This is a genomic window from Streptomyces sp. NPDC104309 (genome assembly GCF_055584025.1).
This window is the reverse complement of sequence record NZ_JBVJMV010000010.1, coordinates 98351-122902: the sequence shown is the minus strand read 5'-3', so window position 1 is coordinate 122902 and position 24552 is coordinate 98351. Positions and strand designations below refer to the sequence as shown.

Here is a 24552-nt window from a genome sequence, read left to right as displayed (position 1 = left end):
AGTGGACATCAACCCCGCAACCATGCAGTCGCTCGAAGTGCTGATCCATGCCGCTGATCTCAAGGAGGAGAACTGGATCGACTACCCGGACTACGGGTTCCGCCAGTACTTCCTCTTCAAGAACCCCGACACCGGAGCCAGCATCGCCCTTCTGGAGTACGAGAAGGGCGGCACCATCCCGACCAAGCACACGCACGCCTCGAACCAGTTCATGTACTGCCTTGCGGGTGACTACGAGTACACCGACTCCGGTCTCCGGCTGCGCCCCGGCTCGTTCTACATGAACCCGAAGGACCACCCCCACGGTCCGACCCTGGCGCACGAGCGCAGCGTGCTGGTCGAAATCTACGACGGCCCGCACTACTACGAGAAGCCCGAATACCACACCGACGAGACCATCGGGGACTTCCTTGCGAAGGAATGACGCACCGACTCGTTTCCGCATTCCTGCCGAACCCGTGACGCTGATGGGGAGTGATGATGACCGAGACCACCAAGACTCTGTTTGACACCGACAAGGTGCTGGCTGAATTCGGCCTGGACCAGGTGCATTCCGGTACCTATGCGGACTCTCTCGGCTGGGGAGCCGTCGAGGGCAGGCCGGTCATCGAGGCACTGTGCCCTGCTGACGGTGAGCTCGTGGGCCGTGTCGCGGCCTCGGACGGACAGGACTACGAGCTGATCGTGGCCGCCGCCGTCGAGGCGCAGAAGAAGTGGCGGATGGTACCGGCGCCGCGGCGAGGCGAATTCGTGCGCCGGATCGGCCAGTTGATCGAGGAGAACATTGACGGTCTGGCCGCCGTCGTCTCGCTGGACACCGGCAAGTCGACGATGGAGGCCAAGGGCGAACTTCGCGAAGCGATTGACATGTCGACGCTGGCCGCCGGCCAGGCGCGCATGATGTACGGCTTCACCCAGCAGTCCCAACGCGCGGAACACCGCATGTACGACCAGTGGCTGCCGCTGGGTGTCGTCGGGCTCATCAGCGCGTACAACTTCCCGGCCGCCGTCTGGGCGCAGAACGGGTTCCTCTCCGCGATCGCCGGCAACACGGTGATCTGGAAGCCGAGCCCAAAGGTGCCGCTGACCGCCATCGCGGTGCAGAAACTGGTCAACAAGGCGGCGGCGGAGATGGGGTGCGAGGGCGTCTTCTCCCTGTTCATTCCCGATGACAACGCGGTCGCCGAGAAGCTGATCTCCGACACCCGTGTCGCCATGGTCTCGTTCACGGGTTCCACGACGGTGGGACGGAAGGTCGCCGACATCGTCGGATCGACGCTCGGCCGCCGGTACCAGCTGGAATGCTCGGGCAACAACGGCTGCATCGTCGACGAGACCGCGGACCTCGCACTCGCCGCGAAGGCGCTGACCTTTGGCGTGGTCGGTACGACCGGCCAGCGATGCACGAGCACCCGCCGCATCATCGCCCACGCGAGCATCGCCGACGAGCTGGTCGCGCTGATGAAGAAGGCCTTCGACCAGATCACCATCGGCGATCCGCGGGAGAAGGAGACGGTTGTCGGCCCCTTGATCGACGAGCAGGCGGTGGAGGACTACAAGAACGTCCTCGCCGGCGCCGAGCGCGACGGAGCCACTGTGGTGCACGGCGGCAAGGCGTTCGAGCGCCCGGGTCTGTACGTCGAGCCGGCCATCGTCACGGGTGTCGAACCGCACTTCGAGATCGCCCAGTCGGAGACCTTCGTACCCATCGTCTCCGTGCTGACCTACACCGATCTCGACGAGGCCATCGAGATCCACAACGGCGTGGCCCAGGGGCTCGCCTCGGGCATGCACAGCACGAACCTGACCAACATCGAGACCTTCTTGTCGGCTCGCGGCAGCGACTGCGGCATCGTGCGCATCAACATGGGCACCACGGGCGCCGACGTCGGCGCCGCCTTCGGCGGCGAGAAGGAGACCGGCGGTGGCCGTACGGCCGGTTCGGACGCGTGGAAGGGATTCATGCGCCGCCAGAGCGTATGCGTGAACTGGGGCGGGACTTCCGCATGGGACAGCCGGATCGACCTCTGAGGATTACAACCATGAAGAAGGAACGTTTCTCCTCCGACGCCGTGCGAGAGCCGGCGGACAAGACCTGGTCGAACTGCCTCCGCATCGACGACCTGATCTTGATCTCCGGAATGACCGCGCGCGGTCAGGACGGGGAGACCCTCCTCGGCGAAACCGCCTACGAGCAAGCCAAGGTCGTCTTCCAGAAGATCAAGGACCTGGCCGAGGCGGCGGGCGCGACCATGGACGACATCGTCAAGATGACGATCTTCGTCACGAACATGAGCGACAACACCGCGGTGTGGAAGGCCCGTCAGGAGTTCTTCTCCGGCAACTTCCCGGCCTGCTCCCTGGTCCAGGTCGCCGCCCTCGCCAAGCCCGAGATCCTGCTCGAAATCGAGGCCATTGCCGTAGCGGGCTGCAGCACGGACTAACCGGTCGCGGCGACACCAGAAGCGTCCCCATGTGGAACGCCGCCGCGGTGCTATTTCTCCGATGGGTAGGAACTGTGTCTTCACACACAAGAAATCTCAGCTCCACCGATTCAACGCTGGCGACCGCGGCAGAAGACCATTCCCTGGTCAGCGTGCCCAGGTCGGAAAGAAGGAGCGGGTACCAGCTCGCCCTCAGTCCGATCAGCGTCGCCACCGCGCTCGTCGTCTTCGCCATCGCGGGTTTCACCGTCGTGCTCGCCGGTTTCACGGTGGGCCTGATCGTCGGTGTCCTCGTCGCGGGCTTTGCCGTCTTCCTCGGCAAAGCCCTCGGGCGGATGGCCTTCGAAACCGGCATGTCCAGCACTATCACCTCCCGGTTCTTCGGATTCGGGTTCATGGGCTCGTCGATCGGCTCGGTCATCTTCGCGTTCATGATCCTCGGCTTCCTGGCCATGGAGGCCGCCCTGCTCTACCAAGGCACGCTGTTGATGCTGGACCTGCCCGACTCATGGGCGATGCGCATCCTCATCTACGGCCTCATGACGCTGCTGTGGATCGCGCTCGCCATCTTCGGCCTCAAGCTCGCGTTGCGCGCGTCCGGCGTTCTGACGGCCGTCACGCTACTCGTCACGATCTACATGATTGTTCAGATCTACGTGATCCAGGGCGCCAACCCGATGGACGTGTTCACCTACGGGGGCGTCGTCCCCGGAGGTCTCTGGCCGCGATTCGAAGCCGCGATATCCGTCATGGGCGCGACGGCCGGAACCATCGCTCTGGTCACGACGGACTTCGCCCGCTACTGCCGTACGCGCCGTGACGTCACGATTCTGGCCGCGGCCGGCCCGATCACCCAGAACATCGTCATGACCATCCTGGGATCACTCGTCGTGATCGGCGGCATGCCCGACGTCATCGACTACCTCCTGGCCCACAACGCGGGCATGAGCCCGGAAGCGGCGGCTGCCGCGGGCAACGCGTTCGTCATGCAGAACACGGGAGCCTTCTTCGTCATATTCGCCGCCTGGATGGGCTTCATCACCATCTACGCGGCCCAGGCCAAGGCCCAGGCCATCAACGCCTACTCCGGATCGCTCTCACTGGTCAACCTGGTGAACTCCCTCACTGGCAGGAAGCCGGGCAGGGCGGCGATGGTGATCGTCGGAAACATCATCGCCCTGGTGATGATCGCCGCCGGAATCCTGGAGCAGTTCAGCACCTACCTGGCGTACCTGGGCGCCATGACCCTCGGCATGTGCGGCGTGATGATCGCCGACTACTACCTGGTGCGACGGGCACGGTACGACAGCCGTACCCACCGGGTGGAGAAGTGGAACTGGGCCGGAGTCATCACGCTGGTCCTGTCCGGCGCCGTCGGGATGACCCTGATGGCCACCGATGTCTTCGCCCTCGGCTTCCTCGTGTCGTTCGTCGTGGCCCTCGCCCTCTACCCGCTGCTGCGGAACTGGATGCCCGAAGGCACGGGCACCTCCTTCGTCGCAGGCGAGGAAGCCGTCGAAGAAGCCCACTGACCCGGGCCGGCAGCCGCGTCCCATGCCGCGGCTGCCGGGCCGCCCCCGGCCCTCATTCGCGGGCCGACCCCACGATTCATCCAGGAGGTTCAGGATGACCGACATCATGTGGGACTCCGAGATCTATGAGAAAGCCGCTGACGCCAAGACCCTCGCGTCAAGCGCCGCGATCCCATCGCTCGCCGATCCCCGTCAACTTCGCAACACGCTCGGCAACTTCGCCACCGGCGTCGTCGTCCTCACCTACCAGGCCGACGACAGCTACTACGGCGTCACCGTGAACTCCTTCACCTCGGTGTCCCTGGATCCGCCTCTGGTACTGGTCTCCATGCAACGCACCTCGCGCGCATTGACCTACCTGCTCGAACGCCCCTTCGCGGTCAACGTTCTCGGGGACAACCAGCTCGACACCGCGCTCCACTTCGCCGGCAAGCCGCAGTCCCACCCCATCGAATGGGTCGGGGACGACACGGCGCCGCGGATCAACGGTTCGCTGGCGTACTTCCAGTGCACGCCGTGGGCGGGATACGACGGCGGGGACCACGCCCTGGTGCTCGGGCGGGTGATGTCCTACGGCCAGCAGGACGACACCCGGCCCCTGCTCTTCTACCGCGGCCAATGGAGCGCCCTGGCCCAGGACGCCGACGACCACGCCACGGACGGTGCGCGGTCCGAGAGGAGTCGACCGTGACGATCCACACACGGGTGAACGAAGAGATCTCCGGGCTGCTGGAGGAACTGGACGAGATCTACCCGCTCCTGCAGAGCGAGGCCGCGGACAGCGAGCGGCTGCGCCGTCCGACGCCGGTCGTGCAGGACGCACTCCGCGACAGCGGGATCTTCAAACTGATGGTGCCCGCCGAACTCGGCGGCATGGAGGCATCCCCCCTGCAGATCCTGCACGTGGTGGAAAAGCTGTCCCACGCCGACGCCTCGCTGGGATGGCTCGTGCGCGCCCTCACGAGCGAGACGGCGACCGCGGCCACCTACCTGGGCGACGAGGCGGTGGCCGAACTCTTCGCCGATGGCGGGTACCCGCTGGTGGCGGGGCAGTCGACCTCGTTCACCGGCCGGGCCGTACGAGTTGACGGCGGCTACCGGGTCAGTGGCGTCTGGCAGTTCGCACCCGGCGTGTCCATGGCTACGCACCTCAATCTCGCGGCGACGGTCGAGGGGACCGGGGAGCGACTGGTCTGCCTCGTGCCGCGGGCGGCCATGCGGATCAGCGACAACTGGGACATGCTCGGGCTGCGCGCGACCGCGAGTCTCGACTATCGGGCCGAAGACGTGCTGGTCGAGGACCCGTACGTGTTCGGCATCGGCCCGGAGAACGCCCGACGAGGCCGTTCCGTGAACTGGTCGAGTCCTGCTCTGCTGGCCGGCCTGCATCAGGCTGCCTGGTCGCAGGGCGTCGGACGGCGCATGCTCGACGAGTTGCGAGAGCTGACCCGGCGCAAGAACCCCGCGGAGGGGTCCCCGGTCACCAGTGACGAGTTCTTCGCGGAGTTCGCACGACACTTCTCGCACGTCCGGGGCACGATGGCGCTGCTGCGCGAGACCTGGCGTGACAACGAGTCGACCCTCGCCACGAGGGCACAACTGAACGACGAGCAGGAGACGATGTCCCGGCTCGTCTGCAGCCTCGCCGGCCGGACCGCGCTGGAGATCAGTCAGCTCGTGCACCGTTTCGCGGGTGCGCAGGTCATGCGGGACGGTGTGCTGCAGCGCTTCTTCCGCGACAGCCACGCCGGAAGCCAGCACCGGGGCTCCTCGCACATCGTGACGCAGCAGTGTGGCCGGATGCTGTCGGGCACGCTGCCCGTCGGGTCGCACTGGGGATTCTTCGACTTGGTCGTCCCCGAGCAGGCGCCACCGACGTCTGACGACGTCGGATCCGTCGGCCTGAAGCAGTGATCCGCATCCAGCCGCGGAACAACGCCTGCCACGCGACCGCCGGCTCCGTCGAGGAGAACGCGAGACCTGCCGCGGAGCATGGCACCCGCGAGCGAGGGCGGGACAGCAAGAGAAGAGAGACATGAAACTGGCAACCGTACGCACCCACAGCGGGACGATCGCGAGCCGCCTGGACGGTGAAGTGTTCACCGAGATACCCGGCCACGCCGACGTCGGTTCCCTGCTGATGAACGAGAACTGGCGAGAGATCGCGAGGAACGCCACCGGCAGCCGGCACCGCATGGACGAGGTCGAGTTGGATGCGGTCGTACCGAACCCGTCGAAGGTGCTGTGCACCGGGCTCAATTACACGAGCCACATCCAGGAGATGGGCAGGGACCTTCCGTCGTACCCCACTCTCTTCGCGAAGTTCGCCGACACCCTGACCGGCCCGACCGACCCCGTGGCGGCCGTGGCGGAGGATCCGGAGATGGACTGGGAGGGCGAGCTCGTCGTCGTCATCGGACGGACGGCGTACAGGGTGAGCGAGGAGGAAGCGGGTGAGTACATCGCCGGTTTCACGGTCGCCAACGACATCTCGATGCGGGGATGGCAGTACCGTTCGACGGAATGGCTGCAGGGCAAGATCTGGGCACGTTCCACCCCGGTGGGCCCGGTCTTGGTCACGTCCGACGCATTCGATGCCGCAACCGCGGTCCTGCGCACCACGGTCAACGGAACCTCCGTCCAGGAACACGGCGTCGCGGACCTGCTGTTCACCCCTGCTCACCTGGTCGCGTACATATCCACCATCCTGCCGCTCCGCCCCGGAGACCTGATCCTCACCGGCACCCCTGGAGGAGTGGGAAGGGCCCGCATGCCGCGGGTGTACCTGACGGCCGGAGACGTGGTCGAGGTGACGATCGACGGAATCGGCGCCGTGTCCACGCCGATCGTCTGAAGGCCGTGTTGCACGTCCACGCCCACGGCCGAGCCACTTCATGTCCTCTTGGCACGTGTCGGCTCAGGCCGCCGGCACCCGGTGTCACCGCCGGCCGGCGGCCTGCAGCGCGTCCGTCGTCGGCAGCGTGTGCGGCGTGTCACCCGTGGGGTACTTCTGGCGATCTCCCGCCGGTGGCGGCGTGAGGAGCGGCCTCGGAACCCCACGAAGCCGCGGTCCGAGGCCGCTCTGCTGTGTACTGAGAGGGGTTGAAGCAGACCGCGGGTGCCGGTCTCACACAGAGCCATCAACGGGACGTGCGGGTATTCCTCCACGCCTCGGTGGAGGCGGGTCTTTCCCAGCACCTCACGGACCCGGAAGGTGTCGGGAGCCTGCAGCGAGCTGCATCCGTCGAAGACGACCGTGCGCCATCGCCGGTAGCTCACACCGGGCATCGAAGGGCGGCCGAGCGGGCCGGCCACCGTCTCGAACAACTCCTGGAACGGAGCCGTCCCCAGACGGCGGCGTACCTCGCGCAGTGCCTTCTCCGAGGGGACCTTCGAGGCCAGGGTCCGCACCCCGGCAATCAAGTTGCTCCAGACACGCAGGTATCCGGCTTCCGGGAAGAGGCACATCGCCAGGACGAAGTACACCCCCACGCGGGAGGGGATGAGACGCAACCTGCGCTGCACCGCCCTGGTGTGCTCCAGCACGTCGTCGATCAGCTCGAAGGGAAAAAGCTGTGTGAGCTCCCCCAGATGTCCGGGCGCGAAGATGCCCGAGGCGACGGTGATGCCGTGCGTCACCGTCGTGGTGGCAGACTGGTCGGGCAACGGGACCTCCGTTCGAGTAGTGAAGACCTTGGTCGGCTTCACCTCTGTAGCAGAGGTCCCAGCAGAGGTCCCGTTCTTCGTGGTCGCCTTGGACCGGAAGCTGATCAACTTCACGTGAGGCGGGACGGCTTAACTCCGCGGCATTGCCTGTACAGGACCGAGTTGATCAATCCCCGGCGGCCCTGGACGACCCGCGCCCGGGTCGAGCTGGCTACCGCCGAGTGGGTCGACGGGTACAACCACCGACGGCTGCACGGTGAGATAGGGCACATCCCGCCCGTCGGGGTACGAAGCCAACTACTACACGGAACTCACGAAACCTCAGGTCACGACCACCATCTGAGATCTCTACCGAACCCCCGGCCGTTCCGGGTTCGGTGGGGACTCGATTGCGTGTAGGGATTCGAGTTCGTCTTCCGGGCCTTGGTGGGGTGAGGTGCCGGCCGCTCGCCCTCGTCAAGGGGCAGGGGAAGGCACGGGCGTCGCCTGCTGTGCCTGTCCGCTGCCGGGGGCTGCGGCGGCGGGATCAGCGTCGCGAGAGGCCGTGGAACCGGCCGGTTCCGCAGGTGCGGTCAGGAGTCTGCCAGCAGCGGAGCCGATGACGAGCGAGATGCCACATGCGATGAGCGTGTCGATGAGGCGTTCGCGCAGCAGGGTCGGTGGGGGCTGCGTGCCGAGCCCGGTGAGGAGGACAACGAGCGGGGTCATGATCACGGCGTACACGGTGTAGTTGGCCAGTTTGAGGTACGGGCGCGTCGCACCGATCACGCCGACGACAGCCACCGTTACCCAGACGGGAAGGGCGCCCAGGAGCAATATGGAGACAAAGACGCCGAGTACGGTGCCCAGTCCCCGCTCGCAGGTGCGCAGCAGGGCGGCGCCATGGTCGCGCTGAACGACGAGAGCGACGGTGAGTGCGAGCCACGTCGAGTGCGGACCGGGCCGCAGGTGCGCGACGATCTCGGCGGCGGCCATGCACGCGCTGAGACGGATGGCGTATTGCCAGCCGGCCAGATGGCGCAGGCCCGCGCGCCAGCGGCCTACATCAGCGCGGAGTGAGGACGTGGGGTGGGCTGACGCGGGCCCTTGCTGCGAAGTGGTCCTCGGGCGGGTGTCATGGGGAGCCTTGCGGGCACCCGCCGTCAGGTGCATGGAGAGCGCGTAGCCGATCAGCGTCACCGCACCGGCTCCGACCGCCCCCAGGGCGAAGTACTCAGTCTTCTCGGCGGTGGGCAGAGGGACAGCGGCAAGGTTCGCGCCGAGAATCGTGAATACGATGGCCTGGACCGCGACCTTGGCCGCGCTTCGCCGGATGCCGCCGAGCAGGGCAGCGATGACAGCGAGCGCCACGATGACGAGGGATGGCACGAGGTGGTGGGCCGTGGATTCCATGCCGATGGCGATCGCGCCCACGCCCACGACCAGGGTGTTGAGGAGGTCCCGTGCGCGCTGTCGTACGCTGCCTTGATGGCCGCTGCCGCTGACCAGGAAGGCGCCGAGCCCTGCAGCCATGCCCAGGTCGAGCCGGTCTACGGCCACAGACAGGGCGAGCGGGAGCGTCAGGCCGAGGCCCGAGGTGAGCAGGCGTACAGCGTCCATCTCGACCTTGCGCCAGCTCACCACTCCGGCGGCGAGCCTCCGTCCGGTCGCGGTCGATGTGGCCAGACGCAGCCGCCAGATGGTGAGCGCAGGGCGGCGATGACGAAGTCGCACGTTCCCGGTCCGCAGCGTGTTCCCCATCTCGCCCCAGGCTCCCCTCCGAAAACACATCGATAACAATACATTGATTTCAATATACACTGGCGGAGTGAATCTTGGCGAACTGCACCGTCTTGGCCGGCATCTGGAAGACCTCGCGAGTGAGGCGATGCGGGAGGGTGCCCCTTCGAAGCTGAACCGCGCCCAGCGCGCCATCCAGTCGGACATCCGGGAGCATCCCGACACATCGATCGGCGAGATCGCGGCCCGTACGGGATTCAGCCAGGGCTATGTGTCCACCGCCATCGCCGCCCTGCGCGAGATAGGCCGCCTGGACACCCGACGCGACCCGGCGGAGGGAAGGCGCACGCTCGTGCGCCTGACCGAAGCGACGGCGTCGCGCATCGAGGAGCTCCGTCGACGGCGGAGTGTCGAGGAACTGCTCGCCGGTCTCCAACCGGACGCCGAAGCCGACCGCATCCGCTGCATCGTCGAGGTGCTCGAGGATCTCGACCGCCGGTTGACCGAACGAGCGCTGAACAAGCCTGCCTCTGGACGCAGGCGCACCTGACGCACACACCCCGAGGTGCCTGTGACAGGTTCCGCTGGTACCACTTTGCCATGTTGGGTTATAACTGATCGTTTCTCAATGAAATGTGCCGTGAGGCTTGGCAGTTGAGTGTTGTGTCGGCAGGATCTGTAGGGTGTCCGCTGATCTTGTGCCTGATGGTTACTGGCGGTGCCAGGCAGTGCCAGTCAGCCGCAGCCGGTCAGCTTCTCGACCAGTTCCTCCGGATCGGTCAGGCCCAGCGCGGTGGCGTCCTGCCCGACGACGTTGCCGGTGCCGGTGTGCTCGGCCCGCAGAGTCAACACCACCACCAGTAGCCGTGCCTCCGGGCCCGGCAGCGGGCTGTGGTCGGCGGCGTGGGCAAGGACGGACTGTGCGTGTTCCCACTGCGTCCGCGCGGTCAGCGGGCGGGTCACCGCCAGCCCCTCGGAGTCCGCGCCGCGGCCGGTGCGCTGCTGGTGATGGAGACGGGCGGCGGCAGTGGCCTGCTCGGCGCGCTGGGCGTCCGGCCGCAGGCCCGTATTCCCGGTGGCATCGGCCCAAGTGGTGAAGACGCGCGCCTTACGCTCCTGGAGGTCGGCAAGCAACGCCAGGTCGGGTTCGGTGCGTTCCTGGTAGGCGCGGAAGAGATCACCGAGTTCGACGAGTTCGTCCCGCGGGACGGCGGGCCGCAGATCGTAAAAATGAGCCGTTGCGCGATCTTCCCGTACCGGGGGCGATGCCGCGCCGGCACGGGGCGGGGGACCGGTACCTCCGTCGGGCCGGCCGTGGCCGGGCGGCGGTGGGAGAACTGCGGCGCGCCCGTGGCCGGGTGGTCGGCGGGCTGAGCCCCGGGTGCCTGGGAGGTGCCCGCGGTCTTCGCCCCAGGTGTGGCGGCCGCGCACCGCGAGCAGCACTCCACGGCCTGCCACCAGCGTCCTTCCCGGTCGGTGACCACGGCCAGGACGACCGGCCCGCCGCACCGCCAGGGTTCGGCCCGCGCATGCCGGCCGGCGTCACGCAGATGCGTGTGGCAGCCGTCGGCCCTGCATGCGCAGGACGTCCCGGCGCTGGGGGCGGGGGCGGCGCGCAGGTGGGCCTTGAGGTGGGCGGCCGCGACCGCACGGCCGGCGGCCGCGGACCGGGCCCTGGCCGGCGGTCATGTTGGCGGCCGCCACGGTGCTCAGGGCACTGCGGGTGAGGTCGTCGTCGTGTCTGCCCCGAACACTTCCGATCCCCCTTCCGAGGACGCCCCTGACAGGGAGGGCCGGGCGACAGCCGGCAGCTGCCGGGCCCGTTTCCCGCTCGTACGGTGGGTGCTCGCCCCGCGCTCGACCTGGCAGGCGCGGCGCCTGGCCGCCGGTTTCGGTGAGGGGATGGAGGCCCGTACCGCGTGGGTGATGGCCCGGCTGGCCCGCCATCCAGATGAGCACGGCTACGCCATGGCCCACCTGGACGACGAACGCCGGGCCGCGGACTGAGCAGCGTTCAGGCGCCGACCTTTGCCCCACCGGCTCCCTCATCGGGCACGGTCTCACCGGTCTCGCGGCCGGCCTGTTGCTCGGTGGACCACAGGGTGCGTGCGAGGAAGTACAGGGTGACCATCCCCGCGTAGATGAACGCGCCCCAGCCCAGGGCCAGATGGAAGGAGCGCACTTGCGGGGTATTTAACCGTCGTAAACCCCCCAGTCCCGCACGCTGCCGTGGCCGGAGCAGTCACCTCTGAAGACCCAGTAGCCGGGGCCGACCAACGGGCCCCAGATTTCGGTACCGTCCGAGCACTGGGTCCATGATCCGGATCTTCCGTAGTCGACGTTGCAGTCCGCTCTCCACGACGTACCGTAGTTGACGAAGTTGTTGCAGTAGTTCGCGTGCCGGATCGAAGGGGCCCCGTTCCTGCCCTGCGTCACCACTACCGGCCCGTCAGGCGTCTGTCGCGGCTGCGCCGTCGTTGCCGAGGCGGCGGACTCGACGGGCGCGGCGCCCGACGGCGCGGCTACGGCGGCGGAAGCTCCGCCCAGGACGAGCAGCATTCCGGCCGCTGGTACTAGATAGCGTTTCATTTTCCCTCCATGGGAGCAGGAATTCACGCGGGAACACCGCGCAATTCACAGATCAGACATGCGCATGACATGTACGTCTGAATCGTGCGTTCCCACCGTGACACGGAAGAAGCGGGGGCATTTGGGAATCAGTGCAGCGTTACTTGTGTTCTGGCGCAGTCTGCGCTTGCCGTGTGGCCTCGTGGCGGAATTCCGTGGGAGTCATGCCATGGGCTGCCCGAAATGCCCTGCTGAATTCGGCCGGCACCAGGAAGCCCCACCGAGCGGCCAGCGCGCTGATCGGCTGGCTGCGTTGCCGGGGGTCGGCGAGGTCGGCCTGGCAGCGTTCCAGGCGCCGATGGCGGATTGTGGCCGCGACGGTACTGGCCTCCGTGCGGAACAGTTGGTGCAGGGTGCGGACGGAGACGTAGTGGTGCGCTGCGATGTGTGCTGGTGTGAGCTGGGGGTTGCTGAGGTTGCGGTCGATGAAGGCGTGGATGCGGGCTAGCAGGACTTGGCGGCGGGTGTCTGCAGGAAGCCCTGATGTGACCTCGAGCCGCGTGGCCAGAAACGCGGTGGCCAGGTCGAATCCCACGCTCCCCAGGCGGAGCAGTTCCGCCTCGTCGCAGTGCGGAGCTTGCTCGCGCAGCCCGGCGAGATAGGACGTGAGGAGCGCTCCCGACCCGGTCCGGGCGGGGAGAAGGGTTGCGACCAGTTCGTCCGTCCGATCACGGGGAAGCGGTATCGCGGTTCTGGGCAACTGGATCAGAGTGACCTGAGGGAGCCGTCCGCTGTCCTTGAATTCGCAGGTCAGAGGGCGGGAGGTGTCGAACAAGGCCATGTCGCCGGCCCTGAGCAGGGTGTGATTGCGCCGTTGCTCCAGCCCGACCGGGCTGCCGTGGACCAGGAAGAGGAAGTAGGACTCGGGATCCGCCCGTCGGATGTGGATCGGGGTGCGGCGGGCTGACATCGGGGAGAAGCGGAATTCTGACACCTGGGTCTGGGCCAGCCGTAGCGAGGCCGCTTCTCCCGCGAAGGAGTCGACATGCTCGCACGCGATCGACACGGGAATGACCGCTTCGGCGACCATTGACGACCACCATTCGAAGCCGCCGCGCGCGCTGACGCTGTTAGTCGAGACGGTTGCCGCCCACGTGCCCGTCATCCCACCCCCTGAGCCTGAACATGACAGATCCTCATCTTCAGCTGCCCGAATACCAAGCAGCGAGCGGCTCGTCGGTCAGTCTGGTTTGGCTTTTAGGCCACGAAGCTGTGCACCCCGTTGCTGAAACCGTGGAGGCGAGCGTCCGGACCTACTCGTCACTGCACCGACAGCTTCAGCCCACGCGTGAGGACAGGCGCTTGCGCTACCCGCCCGTCAGCGCCTGCCAGACCTCGAGCTTGCGCATGTTCATCCTGCGGACCGTGAACCCGGGTAGGGCCTCCGCTTGGCCCTCTTCGTCGGTTACCAGCTCGCGCAGCGCGGCGTAGTGCCGCTTGATGACATCACCCACGCCGCGGCGGGTTCGACGGACAAACGGCCGCCTGCCGGCCTGCGCCACGCCACCGAAGAGGGCTGGAAGGACCGTGTGCCTTCCTTCACCCTGACCCGTGCCGGACTCGGAGCGCTCCGCGACGCCTGATCCGCGACAGCAACAGCACAGGACCTGCCCTGGGGGCCTACTTGCTGCGCCTGCCACAGCTGAAGGCGGCGTCGAGCGGCTTCACGAGGTAGTCCCACCACGACGTCGTGGCCGCCAGCGGAGCTCCGTGGGCGAACGCCACCGCCTTGTCGGCGTGGCGGTCGATGAGCAGTTCCAGCCGGGCCTGGCCGCCCAGGAGTCCAGGGGTCCAGGAGCCAGGAGAAGCGCAGGCGTGGGCCGAGTCCCCGTTCCGCGCAGACCTCGGGTGACATACGTCGCGCAGGTCCAGGAGTTCCTCATGGATCCGAGCGGCGCAGTCGGGGCCGTAGCGGTACAGCACGGTCAACTCGGCGCGGCCCCTTCGTCGGTGTGACGGCGGTGGGTGGTCTTCTCGGCCGGCGGCGCGGCGCGGCGTTGGGTTGCGTCGGCGGTGGGTGCACCGGGCGCTGTCCGGGGCAGGCTGCTGCGGCCAGGCCGCCGCCGTTCCGCGACCACGATGCGGCGCCGCCGGCCGGAGCGGGGTCAGTGACCACTGGGCGACGCCTTGCCCAGGACCGACTCGTAGGACACCTCAGTGAAATCGGTGGCCTGGACCTCGATGGCGATGCCGACGAGGGACCTCCTGAGGGCGTCCTTGGAGCTGGGGAAGGCCATCTCCTGCTTGATCTTCGCGATATCGGGTGCCCAGGAGACGAAGGCGTATGTTCTCCGGCTTCTTGTGCCGGGACTTCGCCATCAGCATCAACAGGCTCGCCCCGGCCTCACCGAGGTGGGTCAGACCGGTGTGCCTTGTGTCCGCAGAGGCCGTGTGCAGTCGGAGTCGTGTCGTGAAGGGGCAGACGAGTTCTGGCGCCGCGTTCGCGACGATGGAGGCAGTGCGTGTTGCATTCCAGCCTCGCTGGTGTGATGCAGTTCACTGTGTCGATCGCGGGCGAGTGGGCGGGGACGCCGTTGCGGGAGCCCCGCGCCCTCGGTCAGCTCCAGATCATGCAGATCCGGCGTGCGAAGTTGACGTATCCGATGCGCTGGAAGGCATTCGCCATGGGGGTGTTGCCGAGATCCGTGGCTGCCCGGATGCGGGGGACATCCTGCGCGCTGAGGATCCGGGTGCCTTCGGCAAGGATCTCGTCGATGTAGCCGTTGCCCCGGTGTTCGGGGAGTACGGCGAGGTAGCCGATGACGGGGTTGTAGTCGTTGCGGGCCGGGGTGACGAACCCCACCGGCTCGCCGTCCGACAGTGTCGCGATCCGCCACCAGTCCTGCGGGCTTCGGAAGTGCGCGAGTTCCTTCCCATAGTGTCTGGCCGCCGCTTCGCGGGGGGACATCCGGGTCAGGTCGTCCCTGCTGTGCGCGTCCAGCGTTGCGTCCAGGACCCGAGTCATCAGGGCGAGGATTTCGTCGGTGTCGCGGACCGGCCGGAACGCCAGGCGCCCCCTCGGCTCGGGGAGTGGCGTCCCGGGACGCCAATCCAGAAGCAACCGTTCGACGAACTTCCGGGCGCCGGTCCGTTCCAGAGCGAGCATGCGGTCCTCGACGATGCGCCGGCTCACACCGCCCTCGCGCCAATCGGGTGGGACGGTTCGGTTGTACTCGGGTGGACGGGCGCCGGCTGGGACCACTGCGGCCGTGGCAGCCCGCAGCAGCCGCACGCCGATGTCCACGCGATCGCGATCCGCGCTGTTGTCATCGATGTCGAAAATATCCAAAAGGAATGGTGTGTCGTCTCCGGTCCGACCCCACCATGCGACCCTGGCCAGTAGCCGCTCGCCGCGGAGGGCGACCCACATCCATTCCGGATGTCGGCGGCCGGCGGCAAGGTCGTCCGCCAGTTCCCCGTTGAGGGTGTAAGGCAGTTGGGAGAAGAGGGCGAGTTCTTCGCGTCCGGTGATCGGACGCATGGTCAGGTCGTTCTGTTTCACGGTCAAAGCACGCTCCGGTGAAGGCGCCCGTCCGCTCCGAGGTCAGATGTGGTACGCACCCCGGGAGGACACAAGCGCGGTGATCATGGCGATCATGGGCTTATCCCTCCTCTCGCTGTCGTAGCCCCTCACTCTCGTGGTGGGGGGTTCCGCTGTAACGTGCGTTGGTAAGTGGGAAGCCTACGGCACCAGCCGTTCGACCATCCCCGCCACGGGGCGGCAGCCTACCGAATCGACCAGAACGTGAATCTCAGGTTCTGGTCGGCGTGGTGACGTCCGGGCGCGGTGCGCCCGTCCACCGGGAGAAGGGGCGACCGCGCGGTAGTACCGCCGTCAGGAGGGCGCCGAACGCGGCGCCCTCGATCCCCACACCCAGCTGGGAGCCCCACAGTGCCGACGGCATCGGCAGCGACAGCAGCGCGCCCACCACGAGTGCGGTGGCCACCGCCCACACCATGCCGCGGGTCCTGGCCAGCCCGCCCGCCAGCGTCCCCGCGGCTGCGGACATCGTGATCGGGGTGAGGAAGTACGAGTACGCCAACGCGCCCAGCCCCCGCTCCTGCGCCCACCAGGTGTAGGCCGGCGGCAGAAGGGCGGCCGTCAGCGCCGTCATGACCAGCACCACGAGGAGGGCACGCCGGGCCGGCCGGACCCGGTCCTGCACCATGAACCGGGCCAGCCGCCATCCGCGTACCGCCCCGGTCAGCGGCACCCCCAGCAGCAGCGCCAGCAGGCCAAGCAGCCACCACGGATCCAGCAACTGGGTCATGTACACGTGCTGCGTCCACACCACAACGTGCAGCGCTCCCGGCAGCGCGGCCAGCCGCTCGTCCATGAACTGGCCGAACTCGATCTGCCACTGAAGCCCGAAGACGGTGTCCGCCTCGGCGACCACCGCCCCCGCCACCACCAGCCCAGGCACCGCGACCGTGAGAAGCGGCCGCCGCGCCAGATCCACCGAACGGGCCCAGCAGTCCCCGAAGTACTGGCACCACAGGGTGAACAGCAGCGCCAGCAGTGCCACCGTCAACCAGCCGGAGAACTGAGAGGAGAAGCGCAGTCCCGGCAGCATCAGATGGTCGACGATGGCACTGGGCGAGAGAGCGAAGCCCGCCAGCACCCCGAGACACACCCCCAGTCGGAAGGGAACCGGCGAGGGCGCTCCTGCCCGGTGGCCCAGCTGATGGATCGAGGCGCGGACCACCGTCAGCAGCAGCACCAGCACCAGCAGCAGGGTGATCAGCCACGCCGGCCACCAGCCACTGATGCCGCCGCCCGCCCGGATCCGAGCGGTGACCGAAGCCACCGGGTCCCAGGAGATCGGCATGCAGAAACCGATGACGAAGGCGAAGCCGAAGCCCTGGTGCATCAACTGCGCCTGGTCCGCCAGGCAGGCCCGGCGCTGCGCAAACGACGGATGGGTGCGGGTGAGCCGCGCCCACCAGCCGCGGACCGACCTCCGTGGCCGGCCGCCGGACCCCGCAGAGGCGAGGTCGAAGGCGTGCAGCAGCGGTTCGGAGGTCCCCAGCCACTCCACGACCCGGGCGTCCGCCCGGAACTCCCTGGTCCGCAGGATCACCGAACGCGCGGCAAGCGCCACCGTGGCGAGAACGGCCGAGTCGAGCAGCGCGGCCCCCGAGTACGGGGCGCTTCCCGGCACGAAGACCATCCCGACCAGGTCCCCGAACATCCTCGGGAACAGAATCAGCGCGAAGTAGCAGCGCAGCATCCCCAGCGTGATCAGGGTGATGTCGACATCGCGGTTGCGTAGATGGGCCAGCTCGTGGAGGACGACGGCCCGGAAGGCGGCACGGTCTGCCGCGCCCGCGTCGTGGAGGCGGATCAGGCCGCGGCTGAGAACGATGTGGCGGCGGCCGGCACGGCCGAAGGAGACGCCGTTCACCCCGGAGTCGAGGAAGTCCACCAGGAAAGTGACCCCGCGGGCCTGCTCGACGCCCGCGGCCAGGCGTGCCACCTCCGCGTGCAGGGCGGGAAACCGCTCCGCGTCCAGCGGGCGCACCCCGCGGCGCCGGGCACGGCGGGCGGAGCGGAACCAGTAGTGCGCGGCGGTGGCCACGGCGAGGATCGCGTACGAGACGAGGATGCCCTGCGAGGTGTGGTCGTCGCTGGAATCGCACCTCTCCTGCCGAGGTTGGGCCCTGATGAAGTCGCCCATCCCGCCGGCCTCCCGCACCGCCTTGCGCAGGCAGCCATTGAGGTCGGTGGCGCCCCGGTTGCCGGCGATGAAGTCGGCGTAGCCGGGGTGCAGGACGGACATGGATGCCAGCACCGCGCAGATCAGCAGGATGAACGCGAGGAGCGTCCCCGAGGGCAGCGACTGGCGCATTGGCGGCACCGTCTCCAGGGGCAGCTCGCCGCTCGGGGCGCCCGTCATGTGCCGGAACCGGGCCTGTCGGCCGCCCTCAGTTGGTCCCGGACCGTCTCGGCGAGCAGATCGGAGCGGTCCGGCGGCAGCCCGAGGAGGACGGCGCTGCGTCCGGCCGCGGCCGCCAGCTCGGCGATCCGCTCCTCGGTGAGGGTGGGAGGCCGCTGTCCGGCATCGGGTGTCGCCGGGTCCCCGCCGCGGCCACGGGTCAGCAGGCGGCGGAGCCGGGCCACCAGGCCGCTGCCGACCGTCTCGCCCATCATCTTGACCACCTCGGTGGCGACCCCGCAGGCGATGCTGGTGACGACGAGTTCGGCGGCACCGCCGAAGGCCAGCGGATCGTCCGCGGGTCGCCGCCGGGCCCACCTGCCGGGGTGCTTCGGCAGGCTCGCCACGGTCTCGTCGAAGTAGGGCAGCTCCTCGGGGGCGATCCGCGCCACGATGGCCCGCCCCAGTGCGCGGTCTGCGGCCTCGGGCTGTTCCACTTCGCTATTCCTCCTCGGCGGGACATTGAAGGAGCAGCACCGTAACGCATAACGGCCTTGTGTGCAGGGATACTTCAGGGCGCAGCCACGCCGGCCCCACTGCGGCCAGGTGTATGGCCCTGTAAGGTCGGGGGAGCTGAGGAGTTCGGTGCCAAGCGCCAGGGGCGGCCCAGGCCCAGGAATGAAGAACGGTGCCGTGCCCTGGTCGGTTTCCCCGAGGAAGTACGGATTCGTTGTTTCGCCGACATGGGAATGCTGCGCTTCGAGAAGCAGCCCATCGCGAGCCGCCGCAGTAAGGACGGATCCCTGGCGTTCCAGGACCAGATCGCCGAGCGGACGCACCCGGTCGTCGAGCGGATCCAGGCCGCCGGCGGCATCGTGCACGCCCGGACCACGACCCCTGAAGCCGGCGTTGCGCAGCACCGGGAGCACCGGACCAAGGTGATAGCGGTGGTGGGGAGACTGACCGGCGCCGCCGGTTCCCGGGACCGGGAGCGGGCTGTGACGGAGCTCGGCAAGGCCGTGACGCAGGAACGGCGTATGCGTCAGGCATTGGACCAGCAGGCCGATGACGTGGAAGAGGCGGACAACGCCCTGGCGGCCGAAGCGAAGACCCGCGCGGAGAAGCAGGGGATCGCAGCAGGGGAGAAGCCGGAGAAGAAGTTGGTCTTGGCTCCGCGTGGTCGGCTGGCTGATGCCGTCCGCGCACGGTTCCTGTTGCCGTCGTGGTTCGTGACAGTGCTCGGGTCGGTGCCGCCGGTCGCCGGGACCAAGTAGCGGCTGGACACCACCACGCAAGTACTGATGTACCGGCTCACCTACGGCGTCACGGGCCCCGTGGTAGCGCTCGGGAATAAGCCCGCCGACCGGGCTGGCCGCCGGGCGGGGAGGAGTCGGAAGAGCCGCTGATGCTGCCGATGGAGACGATCGAGCTGGACGCCTTCCGCCACCACTACGAAAGCGACACGTTCTGGTGCGGTACCCCTACCCCGCTCGGCGGCTGCGGCGGCCGGCTGACCACGAAGCTCGACACCGATAGAGCGTGCCATCGGATCACATGCTCAGGCGAAGGCCGCCCGCACGTATGGCAGTTACCAATCCGAGTGATCAAGTACGAGGACTCGTTCGGGCCCCGAGGTTAAAGATCAAGTGAGCCATGGTGGCTGCACCGTCCGGCTCCTGCCCTGGGGTACCGGGCGGGAGTCGGATGGCATTCTCGTGTCCCAGTGAGAAAGCTCCGCCGGGTCGTTCGTCCGAGCCGGAGGAGGTCCGTCACGCGGAACTCTCGCAGGCCCGGGTACTGGACGTAGCTGATCAGGATGGGGAACCGGGGAACGTCGAGGTTGTACCGGCCGTCTTCCATGGGCAGGCCGGGTGGTTCCTTGTCGGCGTCGATCGCGGCGCCGGCCTCGATGGCGAGGGCCCGGAGGATCGGCACCAGCAGGAGCTTGGCGAGCCGGGGCACCTTCGTGAAGTGGCCGGTGTGGTAGGTGCAGGCGACCGCTCCGGAACGCGGGCGGCACGGTGATCCGGGCTGGGCCGAGCAGCGCGGGCACGGGTGGCGCTCGACGTCGTCCGCGTCGATCGGGTGTGGTCGGGTAGCCGGGGCACGTTGCCGTGCCCCGGCTACCCGACCTCGGCGCCCGCGGTGGCGATCGCATGGAGACGAGGCTGGAAGACATGCCTCAAGAATCAGCCGAGCAGCGCAGTTGCTTCGACTTCTACGAGCACATCCGGCTCGAAGAGGTACTCGACACCGATCAGGGAGGCCGGCGGCATGGGGAGCTGGAGCCCGATCTCGTCGGCGACGGTCTCCACACCGGCCATGAAGTCGCCGATTTTCTCCGGGCTCCATCGGGTCACGTAGAACGTCAGGCGCAGCACGTCTGCGAACGACGCGCCCGCGCCCGCCAGCCCGACGGAGGTGTTGCGCAGTGCCTGGGCGACCTGCCCGGCGAGGTCGCCGGGTGCGACCGGAGTCCCATCGGCCCGGCGTGCGACCTGCCCGCTGACGTGGATGTGTGTCGCGCCGGTGCCGACGGCCACGTGGTGATACGGAGCCGGTTGCAGCATGCCTTCCGGCGTGAAGTGCTGGACAGTCATAGGTGTTCCCCCTCTGAGCTAGGTATCCGTAAGCTACTTAGTGGAAGAAGGACACTTCAACGAGACCAGGTTTCTCCATGGATACCGAGGACGAATTCCGCATCGGCCCTCCGCATCGCGAACTGCTCGACCAGGTCCTCGACAAGTGGTCGCTCAGCGTTCTCAGCGAACTGTGCGAACGCCCGTACCGCTTCAACGAGTTGCGCCGTGCCATCCCGCAAGTCACGCAGAAGTCGCTGACCGCGACACTTCGGCGACTCGAGCGAAACGGCGTGATCGAGCGCGAGGTCGTCTCCACCCGCCCGGTGGCGGTCAGGTATCGGATCACGCCACTCGGCAAGACCCTGCGGCCTCCCATCGACGTGTTGCTGGCGTGGGCCTCGGAGAACATGGCCGCTATCACGCGCGCCCGTGAAGCCTTCGACTTGGTATCTCACCCCATTTCCGGTCCCGCCGACATCTGATGACCGCCGCCGGACACCGCCTCGAGCTGACCAGTCGGTTCACCCTCTGGGACCACATCACCAAGAGCATCGGCCTGTCCACCCAAGGCTGAACACCGGCCCGGAACCCGGCCCCACCACCCCCCGACGCACCGTCAGACGCCCACACACTCAACAACGTGACAACGCCGCTGGTGCGGGTGCCGTGGACGGTGTGGATGCTGATCTCGGCGTCGATCACGCGAACGGTCAGTGGACCGATCCGGGGCAGTGTCGAGCCGTCGTGGCAGCGGGCCACGGGTGGCAGGTTCCGTTGGTCTTGCAGCGCACCAGCAGGTCGGCGCCGGTGGCGGCCAACCGGTTCAGCAGTGCTGCGGAGGCGAAGTTCCGGTCGCCCAGCAGCATCCCGGCCCGCAGGTCCGCCGCCAGGCGGCGGGCGTGTTCCAGCTCACCGGTCGTGGCCGGACCGAACACCGCGCCGATGACCGACGAGACGAGCGGCACCCCCACATCCACGAGCAGCGGCATCATGCTGTCCAGCAGCGCCTTACGAGGAGCGAACGGGGCGGCGACCGGAGCATCTGCGACACGGGCGGTGGCTGTGGCGGCCGGGCTGGTCATGACGGGTTCCTCTCCCGTACCGGCGGGAGCCTTCACGGTCCCGCTCTCGATACGTCCAGACTGGCCGTCGGGGCCCGGCGACGGCAGAGCCGTGTGTACCGAGCTCCGTATGACGCATGCCGGCCCCTGCCGTGCTGAGACGGGATCGTGACCGCCCCGACCGACCCGCACTACGAGATCCGCGCCCGGTACACGGGGACGACCGTCACCGTCTGTCAGGCGTACGCCCCGTTCATCGGCCTTCCCGTCGCCCACGACGGGCGGGCTGGGCAGCGGCGAACCGTCCAGCTCCACCGAGTAGCCCTCGCGAAAAGGCCGGCGGTCCCGATGCTGTCCTCCTGCGGCTGAGCCCACACCAATAGGTGAGGCGGGAGAGCCCCGTCAGAGGGAGACACCGCCGCGATCGTCCGACTCCTGGGCGGCCCGCTCGCTGGGCGCGAGCTCTCGACCACCCCGGACCCGTGGCCTGGAGGTCGGCTCACGCGGGGCCTGTACGTCTCGGTGCACCGCGCCCCGGTGACATCGTCGTGGCGGAGGTTCAGGTCACTGTCCCGCGTCAGCCGGCCGGCTTCTGGAGAGGGGCCGGTTCGGTGGTGAGCAGTGCGGTGATCTCCTGGGCGAGCTCCGGGCCGAGTTCGCCCCAGCCGTCCTTGTAGCCGTAGACGGTCGCCAGGGTGCGGGCGTCGTAGTCGCCGTTCATGATCTCGATGTCGTTGGCTGTGATGAGTGCCGGGTGGGCGACGCCGACAGCTCCCGAGACCTTCAGCAGCTCCTTACGCAGAGTGCGCAGGTAGACAGCGGCCCGGGTGGCCTTCGAGGGCGCGTCGACGCCGCGCACCAGCCACGGGTCCTGGGTGGCGATGCCGGTCGGGCACTTGTCGGTGTGGCATTTCTGTGCCTGGATGCAGCCGATGGAGAGCATTGCCTCGCGGGCGACGTTGATCATGTCGACCCCCAGGGCGAAGGCGACGGCGGCGTTCTCGGGCAGGCCGAGCTTGCCGGAGCCGATGAAGGTGAGGTCGTCGGTCAGACCCCGCTCGGCGAACGTGCTGTAGACGCGGGAGAAGCCCATCCGGAACGGCAGCGACACCGAGTCGGTGAAGATCAGTGGAGCCGCTCCGGTGCCGCCCTCGCCCCCGTCGACGGTCACGAAGTCGACCCCGCGATCACCACGCGCCATCAGCGAGGCCAGCTCCTGCCAGAAGCTCATCTCCCCCACAGCGCTCTTGATCCCGACCGGCAGACCGGTCTCGGTAGCGAGCAGCTCCACGAAGTCGAGCATCGAGTCGACGTCGTGGAACGCGGTGTGCCGGGAGGGGGAGGCGCAGTCCTTGCCGGCCGGGATGCCGCGGATCTTGGCGATCTCGGGGGTCACCTTCGCGCCCGGCAGCAACCCACCGAGCCCCGGCTTGGCGCCCTGGGAGAGCTTGATCTCTATCGCCTTGACCGGGGCGCCGGCGACCACGCTCTTGAGCTTGTCGAGGTTGAAGGTGCCGTCCTCGTTGCGGCAACCGAAGTACGACGTTCCGATCTGGAGGACGAGGTCACCGCCGTTGCGGTGGTACTGCGAGAGGCCGCCCTCGCCCGTGTTCTGCATCGTGCCGGCCAGCGCCGCGCCCTTGTTGAGCGCCGTGACGGCCGCGCCGGACAGCGATCCGAAGCTCATCGCCGAGATGTTCACGACGCTCGCCGGCCGGAACGCCTTGGCGCGCCCGCGCGGGCCGCCCAGCACCTTGGCCGAGGGCAGCGGGGCCTGCGGGTCGTGCAGGTCGGGCAGCGTGCCGGCGAACGTGCGCTGCTTCACGTACGCGTGCCCTTGCACGTGCTCGACGTCTACGTCGGTCCCGAATCCGAAGTAGTTGTTCTCTTCCTTCGCCGACGCATAGATCCAGGTGCGCTGGTCACGGCTGAACGGGCGCTCTTCCTCATTGGACGTCACGACATACTGCCGCAGCTCCGGCCCGATCGTCTCCAACAGGTACCGGGCGTGCCCGATCACGGGGAAGTTTCTGAGCAGTGCGTGCTTCTTCTGGACGAGGTCGCGGGCAGCCACCAGCGCCAATGCTGTTGCGGCGGCCGCGCCGATGCTCCGAGCACGCATGAACGTTCCTCTCCTCGACTACTCGATACCCGACTCCATCGCTGTGCGGCGGACGTCGTGGGCGTTGGGCGGCGGACACGGCCAGGCAGGCATCGGCGTCCGACGACGAAACACCACATGATATTAGAGGTCGCGCGGATGGGTGGGCGGAGCAGGGTGCGTGAGTCCGGCCGCGCCGCTCAGCCTGGTCAGCGTGGACTCCACCGTCGCCCGCGCACATCACCACGCGGCGGGCATGGCGGTCGACGCGCGACAGCACCGCTCATGGCGCAGAGCACCCCTATCCCCTCTGCCCTTCGGGAGTGGGGCGTCGACCATCTACGCGGCTTGGACACGATCACAGATCTGTCCTGGCCCCGGGGTGACTCCAGGGCCTGGCGGGTGACCGCAGGCGCGAACGAGGGTGCCGGCTGGTCCGAAACCGTCGGCGGGCCCGCGACTACGAACGGCTGACCGCGACCTCCGAGGCCGTGATCAAGGTGGCGATGATCCGCCGGATGCTCGTCCGGCTCGCCGGGCAGCCATCACGGTGGAGTCATGAATCCCGCCGCAAGACCGCCCGAACCAAGACCATCGAGGACTTCTTCGCAGCGTAATCAACCGGTCACCCGACAGACTCTCAGCCTCAGCCGGCCGGGCGACCCCCGCAGCCCAGCCATCGCGCGGGCCGTGGTCACGGCCGCCCTCCGGGCGCACGGGCTCGCCTCCTGCACCTGGCCCGCCGCCCAACTCGCCTCAGAACTCGTCGTGCGTCAACGCAACGCTCACTCCGCAAAAGGAGCTCTGCCTCTCCCTCCGCCACCGCGACGACGCCCTGCGCCTGCTCGTCCGGGACCAGCACCCGGACCACCCAGGCCCCGGCGCCGCCGAGCTCTGCGCGCAGCGGCGTCGCAGGGCGCTCCGGCTGCTGACGGCCGTCGTC

General features: G+C 68.1%; 29 protein-coding genes and 3 pseudogenes. 16 read left to right on the top strand and 16 right to left on the bottom strand.

All coding sequences use genetic code 11. The features are described from left to right. Position 1 precedes the first annotated feature (1 nt). The 7 genes from ACZ68L_RS17000 to ACZ68L_RS16970 all read left to right on the top strand — a co-directional run bounded on the left by ACZ68L_RS17000 (position 2) and on the right by ACZ68L_RS16970 (position 6830). Positions 2 to 424 (top strand): cupin domain-containing protein, encoded by a 423-nt coding sequence (locus tag ACZ68L_RS17000; RefSeq protein ID WP_469577606.1) that lies wholly within the window; start codon positions 2 to 4, stop codon positions 422 to 424. 56 nt (positions 425 to 480) lie between these two features. After that, positions 481 to 2031, top strand: coding sequence for an aldehyde dehydrogenase family protein (locus ACZ68L_RS16995; RefSeq protein WP_469577605.1), 1551 nt, complete (start codon positions 481 to 483; stop codon positions 2029 to 2031). An 11-nt stretch (positions 2032 to 2042) separates the two neighbouring features. Next, positions 2043 to 2444 (top strand): RidA family protein, encoded by a 402-nt coding sequence (locus ACZ68L_RS16990; RefSeq protein WP_469577604.1) that lies wholly within the window; start codon positions 2043 to 2045, stop codon positions 2442 to 2444. Between the two features lie 152 nt (positions 2445 to 2596). After that, positions 2597 to 3976, top strand: a complete 1380-nt coding sequence (locus ACZ68L_RS16985; protein WP_469577603.1) for a purine-cytosine permease family protein — start codon at positions 2597 to 2599, stop codon at positions 3974 to 3976. A 94-nt stretch (positions 3977 to 4070) separates the two neighbouring features. Beyond that, the gene (locus ACZ68L_RS16980; protein WP_469577602.1) at positions 4071 to 4667 is read left to right on the top strand and encodes a flavin reductase family protein; all 597 of its coding nucleotides are present in this window, start codon (positions 4071 to 4073) and stop codon (positions 4665 to 4667) included. After that, positions 4664 to 5890 (top strand): acyl-CoA dehydrogenase family protein, encoded by a 1227-nt coding sequence (locus ACZ68L_RS16975; protein ID WP_469577601.1) that lies wholly within the window; start codon positions 4664 to 4666, stop codon positions 5888 to 5890. Before ACZ68L_RS16980 ends, ACZ68L_RS16975 begins: the two co-directional genes overlap by 4 nt. A 121-nt stretch (positions 5891 to 6011) precedes the next feature. Beyond that, positions 6012 to 6830 (top strand): fumarylacetoacetate hydrolase family protein, encoded by an 819-nt coding sequence (locus ACZ68L_RS16970; RefSeq protein WP_469577600.1) that lies wholly within the window; start codon positions 6012 to 6014, stop codon positions 6828 to 6830. A 251-nt stretch (positions 6831 to 7081) separates the two neighbouring features. On the opposite strand, the pseudogene ACZ68L_RS16965 reads toward ACZ68L_RS16970, so the two are convergent. Beyond that, positions 7082 to 7642, bottom strand: a pseudogene (locus ACZ68L_RS16965) (transposase domain-containing protein); the annotation flags it as partial. Between the two features lie 114 nt (positions 7643 to 7756). Between ACZ68L_RS16965 and ACZ68L_RS16960 the strand changes: the two are divergent. Then, positions 7757 to 8041, top strand: coding sequence for an integrase core domain-containing protein (locus ACZ68L_RS16960; protein WP_469577599.1), 285 nt, complete (start codon positions 7757 to 7759; stop codon positions 8039 to 8041). A gap of 57 nt (positions 8042 to 8098) precedes the next feature. Here ACZ68L_RS16960 and ACZ68L_RS16955 read toward each other — a convergent pair whose 3' ends face one another. Then, on the bottom strand, positions 8099 to 9355 hold the full coding sequence (locus ACZ68L_RS16955; protein WP_469577598.1) for an FUSC family protein: 1257 nt from the start codon (positions 9353 to 9355) through the stop codon (positions 8099 to 8101). Positions 9356 to 9371: 16 nt separating this feature from the next. Here ACZ68L_RS16955 and ACZ68L_RS16950 point away from each other — a divergent pair, with 16 nt between their 5' ends. Further along, a complete protein-coding gene (locus tag ACZ68L_RS16950) occupies positions 9372 to 9911 on the top strand; it encodes a MarR family winged helix-turn-helix transcriptional regulator (protein ID WP_469577597.1) in 540 nt (179 codons plus the stop codon). Between the two features lie 185 nt (positions 9912 to 10096). Here ACZ68L_RS16950 and ACZ68L_RS16945 read toward each other — a convergent pair whose 3' ends face one another. After that, on the bottom strand, positions 10097 to 10819 hold the full coding sequence (locus ACZ68L_RS16945; protein WP_469577596.1) for a hypothetical protein: 723 nt from the start codon (positions 10817 to 10819) through the stop codon (positions 10097 to 10099). 279 nt (positions 10820 to 11098) lie between these two features. Between ACZ68L_RS16945 and ACZ68L_RS16940 the strand changes: the two genes are divergently transcribed. Further along, positions 11099 to 11368: a hypothetical protein gene (locus ACZ68L_RS16940; RefSeq protein WP_469577595.1), complete on the top strand. Its 270-nt coding sequence runs from the start codon at positions 11099 to 11101 to the stop codon at positions 11366 to 11368. A 7-nt stretch (positions 11369 to 11375) separates the two neighbouring features. On the opposite strand, the gene ACZ68L_RS16935 is transcribed toward ACZ68L_RS16940, so the two are convergent. The 3 genes from ACZ68L_RS16935 to ACZ68L_RS16925 all read right to left on the bottom strand — a co-directional run bounded on the left by ACZ68L_RS16935 (position 11376) and on the right by ACZ68L_RS16925 (position 13019). Then, entirely contained in the window at positions 11376 to 11543 is a 168-nt protein-coding gene (locus ACZ68L_RS16935; protein ID WP_469577594.1) for a hypothetical protein, read from the bottom strand. 11 nt (positions 11544 to 11554) lie between these two features. Beyond that, complete coding sequence (locus ACZ68L_RS16930; RefSeq protein ID WP_469577593.1) at positions 11555 to 11950, bottom strand: hypothetical protein; 396 nt, start codon at positions 11948 to 11950, stop codon at positions 11555 to 11557. A 139-nt stretch (positions 11951 to 12089) separates the two neighbouring features. Then, positions 12090 to 13019, bottom strand: coding sequence for an AraC-like ligand-binding domain-containing protein (locus tag ACZ68L_RS16925; protein WP_469577592.1), 930 nt, complete (start codon positions 13017 to 13019; stop codon positions 12090 to 12092). 358 nt (positions 13020 to 13377) lie between these two features. Between ACZ68L_RS16925 and ACZ68L_RS16920 the strand changes: the two genes are divergently transcribed. Then, entirely contained in the window at positions 13378 to 13572 is a 195-nt protein-coding gene (locus tag ACZ68L_RS16920) for a hypothetical protein (protein WP_469577591.1), read from the top strand. A 37-nt stretch (positions 13573 to 13609) separates the two neighbouring features. Here ACZ68L_RS16920 and ACZ68L_RS16915 read toward each other — a convergent pair whose 3' ends face one another. The 6 genes and pseudogenes from ACZ68L_RS16915 to ACZ68L_RS16890 all read right to left on the bottom strand — a co-directional run bounded on the left by ACZ68L_RS16915 (position 13610) and on the right by ACZ68L_RS16890 (position 18362). Further along, positions 13610 to 13918: a hypothetical protein gene (locus ACZ68L_RS16915; protein WP_469577590.1), complete on the bottom strand. Its 309-nt coding sequence runs from the start codon at positions 13916 to 13918 to the stop codon at positions 13610 to 13612. A gap of 176 nt (positions 13919 to 14094) precedes the next feature. Beyond that, entirely contained in the window at positions 14095 to 14226 is a 132-nt protein-coding gene (locus ACZ68L_RS16910; RefSeq protein ID WP_469577588.1) for a hypothetical protein, read from the bottom strand. Between the two features lie 43 nt (positions 14227 to 14269). Then, positions 14270 to 14425: pseudogene (locus tag ACZ68L_RS16905) on the bottom strand (site-specific integrase); the annotation flags it as partial. A 121-nt stretch (positions 14426 to 14546) separates the two neighbouring features. Beyond that, positions 14547 to 15470: a GNAT family N-acetyltransferase gene (locus ACZ68L_RS16900; protein WP_469577723.1), complete on the bottom strand. Its 924-nt coding sequence runs from the start codon at positions 15468 to 15470 to the stop codon at positions 14547 to 14549. A gap of 271 nt (positions 15471 to 15741) precedes the next feature. Continuing rightward, complete coding sequence (locus ACZ68L_RS16895) at positions 15742 to 17886, bottom strand: M48 family metallopeptidase (protein WP_469577587.1); 2145 nt, start codon at positions 17884 to 17886, stop codon at positions 15742 to 15744. Further along, positions 17883 to 18362, bottom strand: a complete 480-nt coding sequence (locus tag ACZ68L_RS16890; RefSeq protein WP_469577586.1) for a hypothetical protein — start codon at positions 18360 to 18362, stop codon at positions 17883 to 17885. Before ACZ68L_RS16890 ends, ACZ68L_RS16895 begins: the two co-directional genes overlap by 4 nt. Before the next feature lie 246 nt (positions 18363 to 18608). On the opposite strand from ACZ68L_RS16890, the gene ACZ68L_RS16885 reads away from it, so the two are divergent. Further along, positions 18609 to 19139 (top strand): hypothetical protein, encoded by a 531-nt coding sequence (locus tag ACZ68L_RS16885; RefSeq protein ID WP_469577585.1) that lies wholly within the window; start codon positions 18609 to 18611, stop codon positions 19137 to 19139. Between the two features lie 361 nt (positions 19140 to 19500). Here ACZ68L_RS16885 and ACZ68L_RS16880 read toward each other — a convergent pair whose 3' ends face one another. Continuing rightward, complete coding sequence (locus ACZ68L_RS16880; protein ID WP_469577722.1) at positions 19501 to 19947, bottom strand: zinc finger domain-containing protein; 447 nt, start codon at positions 19945 to 19947, stop codon at positions 19501 to 19503. 107 nt (positions 19948 to 20054) lie between these two features. Further along, positions 20055 to 20465 carry a RidA family protein gene (locus ACZ68L_RS16875; RefSeq protein ID WP_469577584.1) on the bottom strand — a complete coding sequence of 137 codons (411 nt, stop codon included), beginning with the start codon at positions 20463 to 20465 and terminating at the stop codon, positions 20055 to 20057. Positions 20466 to 20542: 77 nt separating this feature from the next. Between ACZ68L_RS16875 and ACZ68L_RS16870 the strand changes: the two genes are divergently transcribed. Both ACZ68L_RS16870 and ACZ68L_RS16865 read left to right on the top strand, forming a co-directional pair. Further along, a complete protein-coding gene (locus ACZ68L_RS16870; RefSeq protein WP_469577583.1) occupies positions 20543 to 20929 on the top strand; it encodes a winged helix-turn-helix transcriptional regulator in 387 nt (128 codons plus the stop codon). Further along, positions 20893 to 21021: pseudogene (locus tag ACZ68L_RS16865) on the top strand (IS6 family transposase); the annotation flags it as partial. The gene ACZ68L_RS16870 and the pseudogene ACZ68L_RS16865, both read left to right, overlap by 37 nt. A gap of 136 nt (positions 21022 to 21157) precedes the next feature. Here ACZ68L_RS16865 and ACZ68L_RS16860 read toward each other — a convergent pair. Beyond that, positions 21158 to 21529: a hypothetical protein gene (locus tag ACZ68L_RS16860; protein WP_469577582.1), complete on the bottom strand. Its 372-nt coding sequence runs from the start codon at positions 21527 to 21529 to the stop codon at positions 21158 to 21160. A gap of 147 nt (positions 21530 to 21676) precedes the next feature. Here ACZ68L_RS16860 and ACZ68L_RS16855 point away from each other — a divergent pair, with 147 nt between their 5' ends. Continuing rightward, the gene (locus tag ACZ68L_RS16855; RefSeq protein ID WP_469577581.1) at positions 21677 to 21877 is read left to right on the top strand and encodes a hypothetical protein; all 201 of its coding nucleotides are present in this window, start codon (positions 21677 to 21679) and stop codon (positions 21875 to 21877) included. Positions 21878 to 22085: 208 nt separating this feature from the next. On the opposite strand, the gene ACZ68L_RS16850 is transcribed toward ACZ68L_RS16855, so the two are convergent. Further along, positions 22086 to 23630 (bottom strand): FMN-binding glutamate synthase family protein, encoded by a 1545-nt coding sequence (locus ACZ68L_RS16850; protein WP_469577580.1) that lies wholly within the window; start codon positions 23628 to 23630, stop codon positions 22086 to 22088. A 470-nt stretch (positions 23631 to 24100) separates the two neighbouring features. Between ACZ68L_RS16850 and ACZ68L_RS16845 the strand changes: the two genes are divergently transcribed. Further along, positions 24101 to 24226: a hypothetical protein gene (locus ACZ68L_RS16845; protein WP_469577579.1), complete on the top strand. Its 126-nt coding sequence runs from the start codon at positions 24101 to 24103 to the stop codon at positions 24224 to 24226. Positions 24227 to 24552: the final 326 nt, after the last annotated feature.

Bases quoted from the DNA above. Each gene is read 5' to 3' on its own strand.
- ACZ68L_RS16995 (WP_469577605.1), top strand. From the start codon at position 481: ATGACCGAGACCACCAAGACTCTGTTTGACACCGACAAGGTGCTGGCT.
- ACZ68L_RS16990 (WP_469577604.1), top strand. From the start codon at position 2,043: ATGAAGAAGGAACGTTTCTCCTCCGACGCCGTGCGAGAGCCGGCGGAC.
- ACZ68L_RS16980 (WP_469577602.1), top strand. From the start codon at position 4,071: ATGACCGACATCATGTGGGACTCCGAGATCTATGAGAAAGCCGCTGAC.
- ACZ68L_RS16970 (WP_469577600.1), top strand. From the start codon at position 6,012: ATGAAACTGGCAACCGTACGCACCCACAGCGGGACGATCGCGAGCCGC.
- ACZ68L_RS16930 (WP_469577593.1), bottom strand. From the start codon at position 11,950: ATGAAACGCTATCTAGTACCAGCGGCCGGAATGCTGCTCGTCCTGGGC.
- ACZ68L_RS16925 (WP_469577592.1), bottom strand. From the start codon at position 13,019: ATGGTCGCCGAAGCGGTCATTCCCGTGTCGATCGCGTGCGAGCATGTC.
- ACZ68L_RS16910 (WP_469577588.1), bottom strand. From the start codon at position 14,226: ATGGCCTTCCCCAGCTCCAAGGACGCCCTCAGGAGGTCCCTCGTCGGC.
- ACZ68L_RS16900 (WP_469577723.1), bottom strand. From the start codon at position 15,470: ATGCGTCCGATCACCGGACGCGAAGAACTCGCCCTCTTCTCCCAACTG.
- ACZ68L_RS16895 (WP_469577587.1), bottom strand. From the start codon at position 17,886: ATGACGGGCGCCCCGAGCGGCGAGCTGCCCCTGGAGACGGTGCCGCCA.
- ACZ68L_RS16885 (WP_469577585.1), top strand. From the start codon at position 18,609: ATGGGAATGCTGCGCTTCGAGAAGCAGCCCATCGCGAGCCGCCGCAGT.
- ACZ68L_RS16875 (WP_469577584.1), bottom strand. From the start codon at position 20,465: ATGACTGTCCAGCACTTCACGCCGGAAGGCATGCTGCAACCGGCTCCG.
- ACZ68L_RS16870 (WP_469577583.1), top strand. From the start codon at position 20,543: ATGGATACCGAGGACGAATTCCGCATCGGCCCTCCGCATCGCGAACTG.
- ACZ68L_RS16860 (WP_469577582.1), bottom strand. From the start codon at position 21,529: ATGACCAGCCCGGCCGCCACAGCCACCGCCCGTGTCGCAGATGCTCCG.
- ACZ68L_RS16850 (WP_469577580.1), bottom strand. From the start codon at position 23,630: ATGCGTGCTCGGAGCATCGGCGCGGCCGCCGCAACAGCATTGGCGCTG.